The organism is Candidatus Planktophila sp. (genome assembly GCF_036734405.1).
In the GTDB taxonomy this organism is placed as follows: Bacteria; Actinomycetota; Actinomycetes; order Nanopelagicales; family Nanopelagicaceae; genus Planktophila.
In genome coordinates, this window is the sequence record NZ_DAIMYR010000002.1 from 211,820 (window position 1) to 226,036 (window position 14,217).

General features: G+C 46.2%; 15 protein-coding genes. 8 read left to right on the forward strand and 7 right to left on the reverse strand.

All coding sequences use genetic code 11. From position 1 onward, the window contains the following. Position 1 precedes the first annotated feature (1 nt). Positions 2 to 1,099: an inositol-3-phosphate synthase gene (locus AC9UC2_RS03180; RefSeq protein ID WP_509525190.1), complete on the forward strand. Its 1,098-nt coding sequence runs from the start codon at positions 2 to 4 to the stop codon at positions 1,097 to 1,099. 80 nt (positions 1,100 to 1,179) lie between these two features. On the opposite strand, the gene AC9UC2_RS03185 is transcribed toward AC9UC2_RS03180, so the two are convergent. After that, on the reverse strand, positions 1,180 to 1,758 hold the full coding sequence (locus AC9UC2_RS03185) for a hypothetical protein (protein WP_509525192.1): 579 nt from the start codon (positions 1,756 to 1,758) through the stop codon (positions 1,180 to 1,182). Positions 1,759 to 1,889: 131 nt separating this feature from the next. Next, complete coding sequence (locus tag AC9UC2_RS03190) at positions 1,890 to 2,240, reverse strand: chemotaxis protein CheY (protein ID WP_509525193.1); 351 nt, start codon at positions 2,238 to 2,240, stop codon at positions 1,890 to 1,892. Positions 2,241 to 2,283: 43 nt separating this feature from the next. On the opposite strand from AC9UC2_RS03190, the gene AC9UC2_RS03195 reads away from it, so the two are divergent. Genes AC9UC2_RS03195 through nhaA form a run of 5 tightly spaced genes read left to right on the forward strand, consistent with a single transcriptional unit; the run spans position 2,284 to position 7,010 of the window. After that, on the forward strand, positions 2,284 to 3,027 hold the full coding sequence (locus tag AC9UC2_RS03195) for an enoyl-CoA hydratase (protein ID WP_509525195.1): 744 nt from the start codon (positions 2,284 to 2,286) through the stop codon (positions 3,025 to 3,027). Beyond that, positions 3,028 to 3,858: an SDR family oxidoreductase gene (locus AC9UC2_RS03200; RefSeq protein WP_509525197.1), complete on the forward strand. Its 831-nt coding sequence runs from the start codon at positions 3,028 to 3,030 to the stop codon at positions 3,856 to 3,858. A 9-nt stretch (positions 3,859 to 3,867) separates the two neighbouring features. Continuing rightward, on the forward strand, positions 3,868 to 4,380 hold the full coding sequence (locus tag AC9UC2_RS03205; RefSeq protein WP_509525199.1) for a copper resistance CopC family protein: 513 nt from the start codon (positions 3,868 to 3,870) through the stop codon (positions 4,378 to 4,380). A 2-nt stretch (positions 4,381 to 4,382) separates the two neighbouring features. Further along, a complete protein-coding gene (locus AC9UC2_RS03210; RefSeq protein ID WP_509525201.1) occupies positions 4,383 to 5,810 on the forward strand; it encodes a purine-cytosine permease family protein in 1,428 nt (475 codons plus the stop codon). Positions 5,811 to 5,819: 9 nt separating this feature from the next. Next, the gene (gene nhaA / locus AC9UC2_RS03215; RefSeq protein ID WP_509525203.1) at positions 5,820 to 7,010 is read left to right on the forward strand and encodes a Na+/H+ antiporter NhaA; all 1,191 of its coding nucleotides are present in this window, start codon (positions 5,820 to 5,822) and stop codon (positions 7,008 to 7,010) included. Between the two features lie 46 nt (positions 7,011 to 7,056). On the opposite strand, the gene glnA is transcribed toward nhaA, so the two are convergent. Then, positions 7,057 to 8,490: a type I glutamate--ammonia ligase gene (glnA, locus tag AC9UC2_RS03220; RefSeq protein ID WP_509525205.1), complete on the reverse strand. Its 1,434-nt coding sequence runs from the start codon at positions 8,488 to 8,490 to the stop codon at positions 7,057 to 7,059. A gap of 155 nt (positions 8,491 to 8,645) precedes the next feature. Here glnA and AC9UC2_RS03225 point away from each other — a divergent pair, with 155 nt between their 5' ends. Beyond that, positions 8,646 to 9,026: an RDD family protein gene (locus tag AC9UC2_RS03225; RefSeq protein ID WP_509525207.1), complete on the forward strand. Its 381-nt coding sequence runs from the start codon at positions 8,646 to 8,648 to the stop codon at positions 9,024 to 9,026. A gap of 2 nt (positions 9,027 to 9,028) precedes the next feature. Here the strand turns inward: AC9UC2_RS03225 and AC9UC2_RS03230 are convergent, their stop codons facing one another. Genes AC9UC2_RS03230 through lipB form a run of 4 tightly spaced genes read right to left on the reverse strand, consistent with a single transcriptional unit; the run spans position 9,029 to position 11,984 of the window. Continuing rightward, a complete protein-coding gene (locus AC9UC2_RS03230) occupies positions 9,029 to 9,703 on the reverse strand; it encodes a DUF4191 domain-containing protein (protein WP_509525208.1) in 675 nt (224 codons plus the stop codon). A gap of 4 nt (positions 9,704 to 9,707) precedes the next feature. Next, a complete protein-coding gene (locus AC9UC2_RS03235) occupies positions 9,708 to 10,406 on the reverse strand; it encodes a lysophospholipid acyltransferase family protein (RefSeq protein WP_509525210.1) in 699 nt (232 codons plus the stop codon). Next, positions 10,399 to 11,331 (reverse strand): lipoyl synthase, encoded by a 933-nt coding sequence (gene lipA, locus AC9UC2_RS03240; RefSeq protein WP_509525211.1) that lies wholly within the window; start codon positions 11,329 to 11,331, stop codon positions 10,399 to 10,401. Before lipA ends, AC9UC2_RS03235 begins: the two co-directional genes overlap by 8 nt. Next, positions 11,328 to 11,984, reverse strand: a complete 657-nt coding sequence (gene lipB, locus AC9UC2_RS03245; RefSeq protein WP_509525212.1) for a lipoyl(octanoyl) transferase LipB — start codon at positions 11,982 to 11,984, stop codon at positions 11,328 to 11,330. Before lipB ends, lipA begins: the two co-directional genes overlap by 4 nt. Positions 11,985 to 12,063: 79 nt before the next feature. Between lipB and AC9UC2_RS03250 the strand changes: the two genes are divergently transcribed. Next, positions 12,064 to 14,217 carry an MMPL family transporter gene (locus AC9UC2_RS03250; RefSeq protein WP_509525214.1) on the forward strand — a complete coding sequence of 718 codons (2,154 nt, stop codon included), beginning with the start codon at positions 12,064 to 12,066 and terminating at the stop codon, positions 14,215 to 14,217.

Genomic DNA, 14,217 nt, shown 5'->3' on the forward strand with positions numbered 1-14,217 from the left:
AGTGAACATCACAACCGGTAAAGGCGACATCCGTGTTGCAATTGTTGGCGTAGGAAACTGTGCTAACTCATTAGTTCAGGGCGTTGAGTACTACAAGAACGTACCTGTTGATCAGGAGATCCCAGGTCTCATGCACGCTGTTGTTGGGGGATACCACATCTCTAGCATCAAGTTCGTTGCAGCTTTTGACGTGGATGCCAAGAAGGTTGGACTTGATCTTGCCGATGCAATTTGGGCAAGTGAAAACAACACAATTAAATTTAGTGATGTCCCAAAGACTGGTGTTCCAGTTCTTCGTGGTGTCACAAATGATGGTCTCGGTAAGTACTACCGCGAGACAATCAAGGAATCAGATGCACCAGCTGTAGATGTCGTAAAGGTTCTAAAGGATGAGCAAATCGATGTTTTGATCTGCTACCTACCTGTAGGTTCTGAAACTGCGGCTAAGTTCTACGCACAATGCGCAATTGATGCAGGATGCGCATTTGTTAATGCTCTACCTGTGTTCATCGCTTCAGATCCTGTATGGGAAAAGAAGTTTGCAGATGCGGGACTTCCAATCGTTGGAGATGACATTAAGAGCCAAGTTGGTGCGACTATCACTCACCGCATCATGGCTAAGTTGTTCCAGGATCGTGGAGTTCACCTAGATCGCACATATCAGCTCAACGTTGGTGGAAACATGGACTTCAAGAACATGCTCGAGCGTGATCGTCTTGAATCCAAGAAGATTTCAAAGACAAACTCGGTTACATCTCAGCTGCACCATGATCTTGGTGAGAAGAATGTTCACATCGGTCCATCGGATTACATTCCATGGCTAGATGATCGCAAGTGGGCCTACGTTCGCCTCGAAGGCCGCGCATTTGGTGATGTTCCGCTAAACCTTGAATACAAGTTGGAAGTGTGGGATTCACCAAACTCAGCTGGCGTAATCATCGATGCACTTCGCTGCGCAAAGATCGGTCTAGATCGCAAGATTGGTGGAGCTCTATTGTCACCATCTAGTTACTTTATGAAGACCCCGCCAACTCAGTACACAGATGAGGCAGCTCATACAAAGACTGAGGATTTCATTTCAGGAAAGCTAGAGCGCTAAAGAGCTAGAAAAAACCTTAAGAGAGACGCCCCTGGAGTTATCCAGGGGCGCTTTTTTAACCGCTCACGGAGAGTTGAGGGTTAAATCAGAACCTCTTCGCTGGTATGTCGACGGTGAAGAACGGCTGCAATACCGAGAATCAAAAATAGGATTGCACCCCCCAAAGAGGCCAGCGCTGCGTAACCTGCAATTATGCCCATCGTTCCAAAGGCATATGCTTGTAGAAGCATTCCACGCAAAGTATTTCCCATAAAGAGAGTCTCACGGAGATCGCCGTATTGTTTGATTTTTTCAACATCAGTACTGCCACCTCGAACAAGTCCCATGTATATACCTGACACCTCAGAGTATGTTGCTGGCTTGCCCATAACGGCCGTTGCTGATGCATTCATGTGTTCAAGGATGTACAAATCAGAATAATCCCGAGCCATTTCTCCAGTCACAACTTTCTGATCTGCCCATTTAGTCAGCTGATCTTTTGTGGCAGCTGGTAAAGATTCGACGGCAGGGAAACTAATGTTCTGCATAGATAGCTGAGATGCGACATTATCATCGGCAAAAGACGCACCCCAGTTAAGTAACCCAGCAAACAACAGAAGTAGTGCTGCAAATCCTAAACTTACAATTGAAATGATCTTATCTAAACTCCTACGTTTCATTTTTTCATCTCTCTCCCTATTGGGTATTGCAATACAAAATCAATACAAGGTATTTGTACTCCAAGAACAAGTGCGGACATAAGAGAAAAGCGAGCGTCAGCACTCGGTATAAGTGATGTGAGAGTTTGCCCTCAGTCGATGTGACGATTGCACATAGATTGTCCTTCAGGACCAACCTCGTAGTGAGAACACGCGACCTGCAATTTATCAAAAGCTTTATCGCCGTAATGTGTACGGAAAGCAAGGGCGAGCAAAACTCGTAAATTGGTTTCGCCATCAGATTTAATTCCAAATACCTGGGCACTACGACTGACAGTGTTTTCAATTACCTTTTCGCTATGTGATGTTTGTAAAGCGATTGCGGCGTTTGACTTACCCTCGCACACCAGCCCTAATACCAATTGCTCGAAAGGAGTCAGTTCTCTAGTTGAAATTGTGATGTCACGTGTCATTTGTCTATCCGCCTCTCCGCGTGTTCCCATTGTGCACTTCTTTTTTGCAAGGGTCACCCCTTAGGATGCGCGAATGAGCGAAATCTTGTCCACACAGAACAAAGAAGTGCTAACCCTCACTTTTAATCGTCCTGAAAAGATGAATGCGTTGACTCGATCAATGTACTCAGGTTTGGCCCAGGGTCTCAATGACGCTGCTGGGGACTTCGGTGTGCGCGCAGTTGTCATAACGTCGGCAGGAGACCACTTCACCGCCGGAAATGACATCAATGATTTTATGAACAATCCACCTACTTCTGATGATTCAGAGGTCGCGCAATTTTTGGCAGCTCTGTTAAATTTTCCTAAGCCGCTGATTGCTGCAGTTAAAGGCAACGCTGTCGGTGTAGGAACAACCATGCTGTTGCATTGCGATGTCGTAATCGCAGCTCCGTCCGCAAAGTTCTCAATGCCGTTTGCATCCTTGGGCCTTGTTCCTGAAGCTGGTTCTAGTTTTCTTTTCCCTCAACTAGTGGGTTATCAGCGAGCTGCAAGAATATTTATGACAGGTGAGAGCTTTGATGCCGACGCAGCAATAGAGATGGGACTAGTTACGGCAAAGGATTCAGATCCTTTGGCACATGCAATGACGATTGCAGAACATATTGCACAGCAACCACCTCAGGCAATAATTAATACCAAGGCGTTGCTCAAAGCGCGTAATCATGATTCAGTTGCTGCTGTGATGAAGGCTGAATTTGAGATATTTGCTATGGCTTTGCAATCAGATGAGGCTATGGAAGCTTTCATGAAGTTTATGTCTAAGAAAGGTAAGTAAATGTCACTGGCCGGAAAAAGAATATTTATTACTGGCGGTTCCCGCGGAATCGGTTTAGCAATAGCGCTACGAGCAGCCAAAGATGGTGCATCAATTGCGATTGCAGCTAAGACTTCAGAGCCAAACCCAAAACTTCCGGGCACGATTCATACAGCCGCGGCCGAGATTGAAGCTGCAGGTGGAAAGGCACTTGCTATTCAATGCGATTTACGTGATGAGACCCAGATTGAAGCGGCGATGAATCAAGCGGCAGAGGCTTTTGGTGGAATCGATATCTTGGTAAACAATGCAAGTGCCATCAATTTAACCCGCACAGATCAGACTCCTGCCAAGCGTTTTGACCTGATGTTTGATGTCAATGTGCGTGGTACATTTTTGACTTCACAGGCAGCCCTTCCGTACCTTCGAAAGTCGGCAGCAGAAGGACGCAATCCTCATATTCTGAATCTTTCGCCACCACTTTCAATGAAACCAGTATGGTTTAAAAATCATGTTGCCTACACAATGGCCAAGTACGGCATGAGTATGTGTGTCTTAGGCATGGCTGAAGAGTTCAAGCGAGATGGAATTGGTGTTAACGCGCTATGGCCGCGCACAGTAATTGATACCGCTGCACTACAAATGATTCCGGGCATTGATGCCTTAGCTGGACGTACTCCTGAGATCCTGGCTGATGCTGCCTACATCATCTTCAACCGTGATGCCAAAGAGTGCACCGGGAACTTCTTTGTTGATGATGTTTTGCTCGCAAGTGAGGGAATCACTGATTTAGAAAAGTATTCAGTTACTCCAGGAACCAAGGATTTCCTATTGGATTTCTTCCTCGACTAAACTGCACTCATGCGCAAATTAATCTCACTGTTTCTGGTTTCCTGCCTGACTATTTTGACCGTTCCGAGCTCATCGGCTCATGTTGAGATCATTTCCTCATTTCCTGAGCGCTTTACAAATGTGAATCCAATTCCAACTGTGGTGTGGATTGAATTTAGTGGAGATCTACAAACCCTGGATGGCGAAGCTGTAAATTCCTTAGAGGTCATTGATTCAACAGGATATGCAATGAATGATGAATATCCGACGATTAATGGGGGAAGAATCAGTACCAAGATTTCAGATCAAAGCGCTCCTGGTGTGTTTACAGTTAAGTATCGAGTTGTTGGGGATGACGGACATGTAATTGAAGGTGAATACACATTTAATGCATCACCTGATTACAGCGCAGAAAATTCGCCTATGCCAACAAGTGCAGCACCTGATGAGAGCTCAATTCCAGCGGGCAGAACCTTACTTGGCGGTTTGCTTCTTGCCTTGATAGGTGGAATCTTCTTGATGGCAAAAAACCGAAGAAGTTAAGAATGGCTGTATTTGAAATAGAAGCCAATGGCCCAAATGTCATTGACGAATCTGAGCGAACAGGGAAAGCGCGCTCATTGTTTTGGCCGTGGGCCGGGGCAAATGTCTCGTTGCTAGCGCTTTCTTATGGCGCCTTCTTTCTGGGTTTTGGAATCTCATTTGCGCAAGCAACTGTTGCGGCTCTTATTGGAACAATTGGCTCTTTTTTGCTGGTAGGTGTCAGCTCTTTAGCTGGCAAGCGTTCCAATGCGCCCACAATGGTTTTATCTCGAGCCTCTTTTGGGGTCAAGGGCAGTAGATTGCCTGGAGCGCTCTCATATTTGATTTTTGTTGGTTGGGAAATTGTTCTTGTCTCGCTTGCAACCTTAGCAACTGGAACTGTTTTTGCTCGCATTGGCGGGATTGATCGCAACCTTGCATTGTTATTGGGCTTTACTCTTGCCGCAACGCTTACCGTAATTGGTGGAGTTTTGGGATTTAAAGTGATTATGAAACTTCAGAAGTTGTTAACAATTTCAATTGTGACAATGACCTTGTTCTATATCGCACTAACAATCGACAATGTTTCTTGGAAGGCAGTAACAGAGATTCCAAACGGAAACTTCCAGGGCTTTGTTGGTGCTGTGATCTTTGCGATTACCGGTATTGGACTTGGATGGGTAAATGCAGCAGCTGATTACTCCAGATACTTGCCACGCTCTGTCTCTAGCAAATCTGTTGTGGGATGGACGGTTCTGGGCGCGTCGACGGTACCTATTATTCTTGTAACTTACGGCGCTGCACTTTCTGGCAGCAGTGAGACGCTAAGCGAAGCAATAGCCATGGATCCAATCGGCGCGCTAACGACTTTGTTGCCAACCTGGTTTTTGATTCCTTTTGCCTTTGTTGCCATTCTTGGTCTTGTAGGTGGCGCAATCCTGAACCTTTATTCATCAGGATTAGCTCTAGTGTCTATAGGAGTTCCAATCAAGCGATACCAAGCCGCAATCATCGATGCAATCATCATGTTTGCTGGCGCTATTTACATTGTTTGGATTGCGGACAATTTCTTTTATCCATTTCAGGGATTCTTGATTACGCTGGGTGTACCTGTTGCGGTGTGGTCTGCAATTTTTGTTGCCGATGTCTTGCTGCGCAAGAAGGCATATAGTGAAGTTGACTTGTTCAATTCACAAGGAATCTATGGCTCAGTCAATAAGGGTTCAATCGCCCTGATGATTTCTGGTTCAGTTATTGGGTGGGGTTTTGTTACTAACACTTTTGCACCATGGCTGGAATGGCAGGGATATTTCTTAGAATTGATTGGGGGCAAGGATGGTCCGTGGGCTTTTTCTAACGTGGGAGTCCTTTTTGCTTTGATATTTGGGTTCTTTGGCCACATAGTGCTGTCGGGTAGAAAAATCAGAGCTCAGGAGAACGCGATCAGTTAGAGTTGGCACATGACCCGCCGAATTTCCCCGCTTCGCGACTTTCTTCATCGCGAGTCAACAGGTGGACTACTTATTTTGGTGGCCTCGGCTCTAGGTTTGATTACAGCCAATTCACCGCTTTCGGATAAATATTTCTCAGCGCTGGATTTTCGTATGTCTATTGGCTCGGACTGGTACTTAATTGATCTAACAGTTCTTAAAGTAATCAACTATCTCTTCATGAGCATATTCTTTTTTGTTGTTGGTTTGGAGATTAAGCGGGAGCTGACCTCAGGTCATCTTGCATCCTTCAAGAAAGCAATGTTGCCTTTTCTGGCAGCTATTGGCGGTATGGCCGTGCCTGCGCTGATTTACTTAGCAGTAGCAGGAAGAGTGGCACCAGGTGGTTGGGGAGTGCCAGTTGCAACAGATATCGCACTGGCCGTTGGTTTACTCGCAATGCTTGGACCTTCGGTTGCAGCACCGTTGCGTTCATTCTTGCTTGCACTTGCCGTCATTGATGACATTGGCGCGATTTTGATCATTGCTTTCGTGTATTCAACTGGATTCAAATTCTCTTGGCTAGCAGCCGCTGCGGTGTGCATCGCCATGATTGCCCTGCTAAAGAAGGCAGGCGTTGCATCTTTATTGATTTACTCGCTTTTTGCTTTTACTTTATGGTTTTCGCTTTATAAGACTGGCGTCCATCCCACTTTGGCCGGAGTGATTCTTGGTTTAATGACACCCAATGTTCTTCGACGCGGGACAAAGGTTGAAGATGTTGAAGATGGAACCGTTACTGTAATTGAGTGGCTAGAGCATAAGTTCCATCCGCTCAGCACTTTTTTGGTTGTTCCGATTTTTGCTTTTGCAAATACTGGTGTTGTTATCACGGCAGAGTCAATTAAAGGTGCATCACAATCTTTGATTGCATGGGGAATTTTCTTCGGCTTGGTAATTGGTAAACCATTAGGGGTACTTATTGCTTCCCTTGCCGCGAAGCGATTAAAGGCGGCTGAGTTTCCAGAAGGTGTAAATAAGTCTTCACTACTTGCCACGGGAAGCGCCGCAGGAATCGGATTCACTGTTTCAATTTTCATCGCTGATTTGGCCTTCGATGATGCCCAAACTCAAGACATTGCAGTTTTAGCAGTTATCGTGGCATCAGTTGTCAGCGCCCTCTTGTCGATTATTCTATTTAGAACAATAGCTAAGCGATAAAACAAAACCCGCCTTTTTAGGGGCGGGCTTTGTTCTAACGGACGGTTTAGATGTCGTAATACAGTTCGAATTCAGCTGGATGTGGACGAAGACGAACATAGTCCACTTCTTCCTTACGCTTGAATGCGATCCATGTATCAATAAGATCTTTAGCGAACACTCCACCCTTTGTTAGGAAGTCATGATCGTTTTCTAGGTTAGTCAACACTGCTTCTAATGAACCAGGAACTTGAGGAATTGATGCAGCCTCTTCGCCTTCTAGTTCATATAGATCCTTATCAACTGGGGCAGGTGGTTCGATCTTGTTAACAATTCCATCAAGACCAGCCATAAGCATCGCTGCAAATGCTAGGTAAGGATTTGAAGATGGATCTGGGCAACGGAACTCGATGCGCTTAGCCTTTGGACTAGATCCTGTAATTGGGATACGGATGCAAGCTGAACGGTTACGTGCTGAGTACACAAGATTTACTGGTGCTTCATAACCTGGCACTAAACGACGGTATGAGTTAACTGTTGGGTTAGTGAAGGCAAGCAATGATGGTGCGTGCTTTAGCAGTCCACCGATGTACCAACGTGCCATGTCTGAAAGATCGCCATATGTTCCTGCTTCGAAGAACAGTGGCTTTCCATCTTTCCATAGAGATTGGTGAACGTGCATACCTGAACCGTTATCGCCGAAGAGAGGCTTAGGCATAAATGTTGCTGTCTTGCCGCCCTGCCACGCGGTATTGCGGATGACGTACTTGAACTTCATAACATCATCACCAGCTGTAAGAATGTCAGTGAAGCGGTAGTTGATCTCCATCTGTCCAGCTGTTCCTACTTCATGGTGTGAACGCTCAACAAGTAGTCCGACCTTTCCTAGCTGCATCACCATTTCATCGCGAAGATCTGCGAACTGATCAGTTGGAGATACCGGGAAATATCCGCCCTTTACACGTGTGCGGTAACCACGGTTAGGAGTTCCATCTGCATCATATTCAACACCAGTGTTCCAAGCGCCTTCATAAGATTCGATCTCGTGAACTGCTGAGTTGATACCGGTCTTAAAGCGAACACTGTCAAAGACATAGAACTCAGCCTCTGGTGCAAAAAATGCAGTATCGGCAAATCCCAAAGAGCGCATGTAATCAACTGCGCGAGCTACAACACCACGAGGATCACGGCTGTAAGGAGTGTTATCAACTGGATTGTGTACTGAGAAAATAATGATGAGGGTTTTCTCTTTACGATATGGATCGATGTATGCAGACTCTGGAACTGGTAACAGTTTCATATCTGATTCATTGATTGTCTGGAAACCTCGAATAGAGGAACCATCAAACATCAGGCCGTCGGTAAACACAGCTTCATCAAATGATTCAACAGGAACGTTGAAGTGATGCTGGATACCAGGCAAATCTGTAAAGCGAACGTCAACTAGTTTGACATCCTCTTTCTTAATGTAAGCAAAAATTTCTGCTGCGTTCTTAAACATGCTTCTCCCAATTTCACATGTGATGCGCAAGACCCCTCATCATTGAGTTTCTGGCGCTTTAGGTAGTTGAACCCTAGGTCCACACCATGAAATTGGCATAACCCGCTTGTTAAATCCATGTTACGTCTGACGGGTTTGGGTATTAGGCTTATCAGGTGAGCGTGAATTTCAACCGAGTAACCCTAGGTCGTCGAATGGCGGCGTTAATGGTCGACTGGTTGGCCTGTTATTTCATCGTTACCGCGGCAACTGGTGGGATCGGAAAGATGGCCCCTAACCGCTCATGGATGGTGTTGGCACTTTTCTTTGCCGAGATTGCAATCCTCTCAGCTCTTCAAGGTGCGTCCTTAGGGCATCGGATATTTGGAATAAAGATCATCAGATTTGCAGACGGTGGGGTGGTTACTCCGGTTCAGGCATTAATCCGCTCAGCACTGTTGGTCGCCGTGATCTTTGCTATCACCTTTGATGAAAATGGCAGAGGGCTACACGAGCGATTTAGTGGAACTGTTTTAACTAGAACTGGAAGCGTTTAAAACTAGCGAATCTTCGGTGCCCGAGTTGGCATTGGACCCTTTGGAATTGGCATAGACATTCCACCAACAGCCTTTAGGCGCGCTCGAACTTCGCGCATTTGATGCGCAGTTAACTTCTTTGGCAGACGGCGCATGTGCTTTTGAAGTTTACGAATGGGAACACGTCCATCCTCATTTCCAACCAGAATTTCAATAACGGGAACACCCGGTGCAAAACGTTCAGCTTTCTTTCGCTCATCAGCAATCATTTGACGAACTGCGTTACTGCCTTCACCTGTGAGAACGATTCCGGCTCGACCTACGCTGCGGTGAACCATGTCCTGATTGCGGGCTGCCGCAACTGCGGGAGTTGTTGTCCAGCCTTTACGTATTGCCATCAAAACACTTGCACCTGCTCCAATCTGACCTTCAATTGATGCGTAAGCAGCGGTTCCGGCTTGTCGCGTGAAGAAGAAAAGTGTGAGAAGAAGAGCCAGCGGCAGAGAGACAAATGCAATATAGATTGGCTGGCCAATTGCCGAACCAATTGCTATACCGATTCCCCATGAGACCGCAAAAATTCCAATCAGTGCCGCGGTAATCCATGGCTTAACCTGCTTGGTGACTTTGTAAGCATCACGAAAGGTTTGGAAACGTGGCTTCTTGATCTTCGGTTCTTTAGCTTTTCTCTTAAACATGAGGCTACTTTAGTGGGGCAGGTGCGGTTCCACCAAGGCGAGCAGGAGCCCAACGTTGGCCGACATGGCTATCAGGGTACTTTTCTTGAACTTGATTAAGCATAGAAATCATGACCTCGCGTAGTTGTTGCGCAGCCGTATCTATATCGACATCTTTGGCGTAATTGATTGGTTCGCCAAATGAAACTGACACAGGTGTTTTACCCCGCTTGAAATTAGGCTTAAGGCCCTTCGTTGAGACCCGTTGCCCACCCCACACAATCGTGGGAATTATGGGTACTCCTGTATCTGCGGCAAGGCGCAGGGCACCGGACTTTAGTTGTTTGATTTCAAAGCTAGTCGAGATCGTTGCTTCAGGGAAAATACCAATGATCTCGCCTGAATTTAAGGCCTTCAGTGCGGCTACATATGAGGGGGCACCATTGTTGCGATCGACATTGATGTGGTGCATTCCGCGCAACAAGGGTCCTGCAATTTTGTGGTCAAAGAGTTCCTTCTTTGCCATGAAGCGAACGAATCTTTTGACTGGAAGCGCAGCAGTACCTGCGATCGCAAAATCTAAATAGCTAACATGATTGATTGCAAGAATAGCTCCGCCTTTACGCGGAATGTTTTCATCACCTTGGAAATCAAATCGAAAACCTAAGTACTTCCAAAACCCTTTAACCAGTGTGATTACTGGGGGATAGACCAGATCAGCCACGAGAGGTTTTCTTTTCCATGGCCTGCTTATACAAACGGCCGGCACGGTAAGAAGAACGAACCAGTGGTCCACTCATAACTCCAAGGAAACCAACTTGTTCTGCCTCTTGAGCTAATTCGACAAACTCATCTGGCTTCACCCATCGTTCCACAGGGTGATGCTTATTGGTTGGGCGCAGGTATTGAGTGATTGTGATCAAGTCACATCCCGCGTTGTGTAAATCAACCAAAGCTTGAGAAATTTCTTCACGTGTTTCGCCAAGACCTAAAATCAAATTGGACTTTGTAATCAACCCAAAATCTTGCGCCATTCCAATGACTTTTAATGACTTTTCATAAGTAAAGGCTGGGCGGATCTGCTTGAAAATACGTGGAACTGTTTCAAGATTATGAGCAAAGACTTCAGGGCGAGTTTCAAAAATTGGATTGAGAAGTTCAGGTTTTGCGTTGAAATCTGGGGCAAGCATTTCAACGCCTGTACCGGGATTGAGTTCGTGTACGACGCGAATTGTTTCTGCGTAGAGCCAGGAACCTTCATCTTCGAGGTCATCTCGGGTTACACCTGTAATAGTCGCGTAACGAAGACCCATGGACTTAACCGATTCGGCAACCTTGCGTGGCTCTTCGCGATCAATTGGCAAAGGTTTTCCGGTATCGATATTGCAAAAATCGCAACGTCGGGTGCAACGATCTCCACCAATTAAAAAAGTTGCTTCTTTGTCTTCCCAGCATTCAAAAATGTTTGGACAAGCCGCCTCTTGGCACACAGTGTGAAGCCCTTCGCTCTTTACCAAAGATCGAAGTCGTGTGTATTCCGGGCCCATGTTGGCACGGGTTTTAATCCATTCAGGCTTTCGCTCAATCGGAACCAGCGCATTACGAGCTTCAATGCGAAGCAGTTTGCGACCTTCAGGTGCCATGGTCATGCGCTCACCCTTCTGAGAGATTCAAAGATGTGTCGTTCAACTAAAGGTGAAACTTCTTCAATTGTGATTGCGCGATTTAACTCGATTTCAAGTGAGGTAACTCCAGCATCAGAAATTCCACAAGGGATGATGGATTTAAATGATGAAAGATCTGGATTAACGTTGATTGCAAATCCGTGCATCGTTACACCTTGGGCTACGCGCACGCCGATTGCCGCAATCTTGCGATCTCCTTGTGAATCTTGAATCCACACACCTGACCTGCCGTCGACTCGTCGTGCATCTAGGCCAAGGTCGTTACAGACAGCAATTAATCCTGATTCAATTTCGCGTACAAAACCGACCAGTTCAGTTGGATTAATCAACTTCACAATTGGGTAACCAACCAGTTGCCCCGGCCCGTGCCAAGTGATTCGCCCACCGCGATCTACATCGATAACGGGGGTGCCATCGGATGGCTTTTCCGATTCCTCGGTGCGACGGCCAGCGGTGAAAACTGATGGATGCTCTAGCAGTAACAAGGTGTTGGGGCGGGTTCCATCGGCGACTTCTTGATGAATAGCCTTCTGAGATTCCCACGCCTTTTGATAATCAACTAGCCCATGACGTGACAAAGCAATCGCTGAATCAGAAGGGGTTTCCACGAGAGGCACACCCATAGCCTAAAGGTAGGCTTACCTTCATATCAATTCAGGCCCATAGGCCGGTTTAACGCTGAAAGGTTTGGTTCGAGTGTCTACACCAATGATGAAGAAGAGCCGTCGTCCACTGATTTATTCCTTACTGGTGATCTTCCTGTGGTTTGGAACCAGCGGAGTTCTAGGGCCACTATTTGGACAACTTTCAACAGTGCAAGAAAACGACAACTCAGCATTCTTGCCGGATAGTGCAGAATCAACTCAAGCCGCCAAAATCATCGAAAAGTTTAATCAGGATCAAAATCAAAACCTTCCGACCTTGATTCTGTACGTGGGCGAAGTAAATGCCGACAAGATCGCAGCTCTTAACGCGCATCTTGCAAAACTTGGCTCCCAAAAGATTATTGGCACTGATGTACCTATTTCGAAATACCTGACACAAGGGGAGCAAATTTTTGCCTTTCCTTCGCAGGATGGTAAAGCGCTACTAGTAAATCTGCCTTTCAAATCAGAGATTGCTACAGAGCTATTGCCCAATAAGAAACCGGCGCTGCCTGAAGTAATTGAAACCTTGCGTGAGGATTCAGCAGAGTTTGCAAAGAGTGTTGGCCTAGTTTCAAATGTAACCGGAATCGGTGCATTGTTGGGTGATCTCTTTGGTGCTTTTGAGGGTATCGATTCATCCTTGTTGCTCACCACATTGAGTGTTGTGGCATTTATTCTGATTATTGTTTATCGAAGTCCAGTCCTGTGGATTCTGCCGCTGTTTTCAGCAGTTATTGCTTTGTCTACTGCTGGTGGTCTTGTATACCTGCTTACAAAAAATGATGTCATTGATCTGAACGGACAATCCCAAGGAATTCTTTCTGTTCTTGTACTTGGTGCAGCAACAGATTATGCATTGCTGCTAATTTCGCGCTACCGCGAAGAGCTGCACCACTTTGAACATCCCGCACAAGCGATGAAAGCCGCACTGAAAGGCGTGTTTGAACCCATCGTCGCATCTGGTGCAACGGTGATTTCTGCGCTTCTTGTTTTGCTGCTCAGTGATTTGTCTGGAAACCGAGGTCTTGGTCCTGTCGGAGCTATCGGTGTCGCTGCTGCAGTTGTAACAATTCTTACTTTGTTGCCAGCGCTTTTGGTTGCCTTTGGTCGTTGGGTTTTTTGGCCACGTATTCCGCGAAATGACGATGTTAATACGCAGTTGGAGGGCACTTGGGCAAAGATTGGTTCAGCAGTTGAAAAACGTCCTCGCAAATTGTGGATCGTTACCGCAATAGGACTTGCAATTCTTGCTGGATTTTCAACAACGCTTAATGCTAAGGGCCTTTCTACCGCCGATGCATTTACACAACGTCCTGATTCAGTTGTGGGGCTAGAGCTCCTTGGACAACATTATCCAGGCGGTTCAGGGCAACCTACTGAAGTTGTTGTACGAGAAGAGTTAGTTGGACCGGTATCTGCAGCTCTGATGAGTGTTTCAGGTGTGTCATCAGTTGAACCAATGCGAATGACTCAAAATATTCCAGGACAGCCACTGTCACCGATCAAGGTTGTAGATGGCAAAGTCATTCTGCATGCGACGCTGGCGCTAAATCCAGATTCAGTCGAAGCACGAGATGTGATTCCAGTAATTCGGGAAGCGGTCCATGCAATCGATCCAGAAATTTTGGTGGGCGGAAGCACTGCAGTTGCTTTCGATACCGATGTATCAGCTAATCGAGACAACCGGACGATTATTCCAATTGTTCTTGTTCTGATCACTTTGATTCTGGGCTTGCTGCTGCGAAGTATTCTGTCTGCGGCGTTACTTCTGGGAACTGTTGTTCTCTCATTCTTTGCGACCCTGGGCGCTTGCCAACTGGTCTTTGAGCATGTATTTGGCTTCAAGGGCGCGGATACATCATTCCCATTGTTTGCATTTATTTTCTTGGTAGCACTTGGCATTGATTACAACATCTTCTTAATGACCAGAGTGCGAGAAGAAAGTGCCAAAATTGGAACAAGGGCTGGTGTAATCAAGGGTCTTACAGTTACCGGCGGTGTTATTACCTCTGCCGGTATTGTGCTGGCAGCAACCTTTGCCGTCTTAGGTGTTCTTCCTCTTGTCTTCTTGGCAGAGCTTGGGTTTGCGGTTGCCTTTGGTGTTCTTCTGGACACTTTGATTGTAAGAACAATTCTTGTTCCAGCACTCGTCCACGACATCGGTGGAAAAGTTTGGTGGCCATCTAAGTTACAAAACTCTTAA

Coding starts and splice junctions, on each gene's coding strand:
- nhaA (WP_509525203.1), top strand. CDS start 5,820: ATGACCCGCCGAATTTCCCCGCTTCGCGACTTTCTTCATCGCGAGTCA.
- AC9UC2_RS03205 (WP_509525199.1), top strand. CDS start 3,868: ATGCGCAAATTAATCTCACTGTTTCTGGTTTCCTGCCTGACTATTTTG.
- AC9UC2_RS03185 (WP_509525192.1), bottom strand. CDS start 1,758: ATGAAACGTAGGAGTTTAGATAAGATCATTTCAATTGTAAGTTTAGGA.
- AC9UC2_RS03210 (WP_509525201.1), top strand. CDS start 4,383: ATGGCTGTATTTGAAATAGAAGCCAATGGCCCAAATGTCATTGACGAA.
- AC9UC2_RS03195 (WP_509525195.1), top strand. CDS start 2,284: ATGAGCGAAATCTTGTCCACACAGAACAAAGAAGTGCTAACCCTCACT.
- glnA (WP_509525205.1), bottom strand. CDS start 8,490: ATGTTTAAGAACGCAGCAGAAATTTTTGCTTACATTAAGAAAGAGGAT.
- lipA (WP_509525211.1), bottom strand. CDS start 11,331: ATGACCATGGCACCTGAAGGTCGCAAACTGCTTCGCATTGAAGCTCGT.
- AC9UC2_RS03230 (WP_509525208.1), bottom strand. CDS start 9,703: ATGTTTAAGAGAAAAGCTAAAGAACCGAAGATCAAGAAGCCACGTTTC.
- AC9UC2_RS03190 (WP_509525193.1), bottom strand. CDS start 2,240: ATGGGAACACGCGGAGAGGCGGATAGACAAATGACACGTGACATCACA.
- AC9UC2_RS03200 (WP_509525197.1), top strand. CDS start 3,028: ATGTCACTGGCCGGAAAAAGAATATTTATTACTGGCGGTTCCCGCGGA.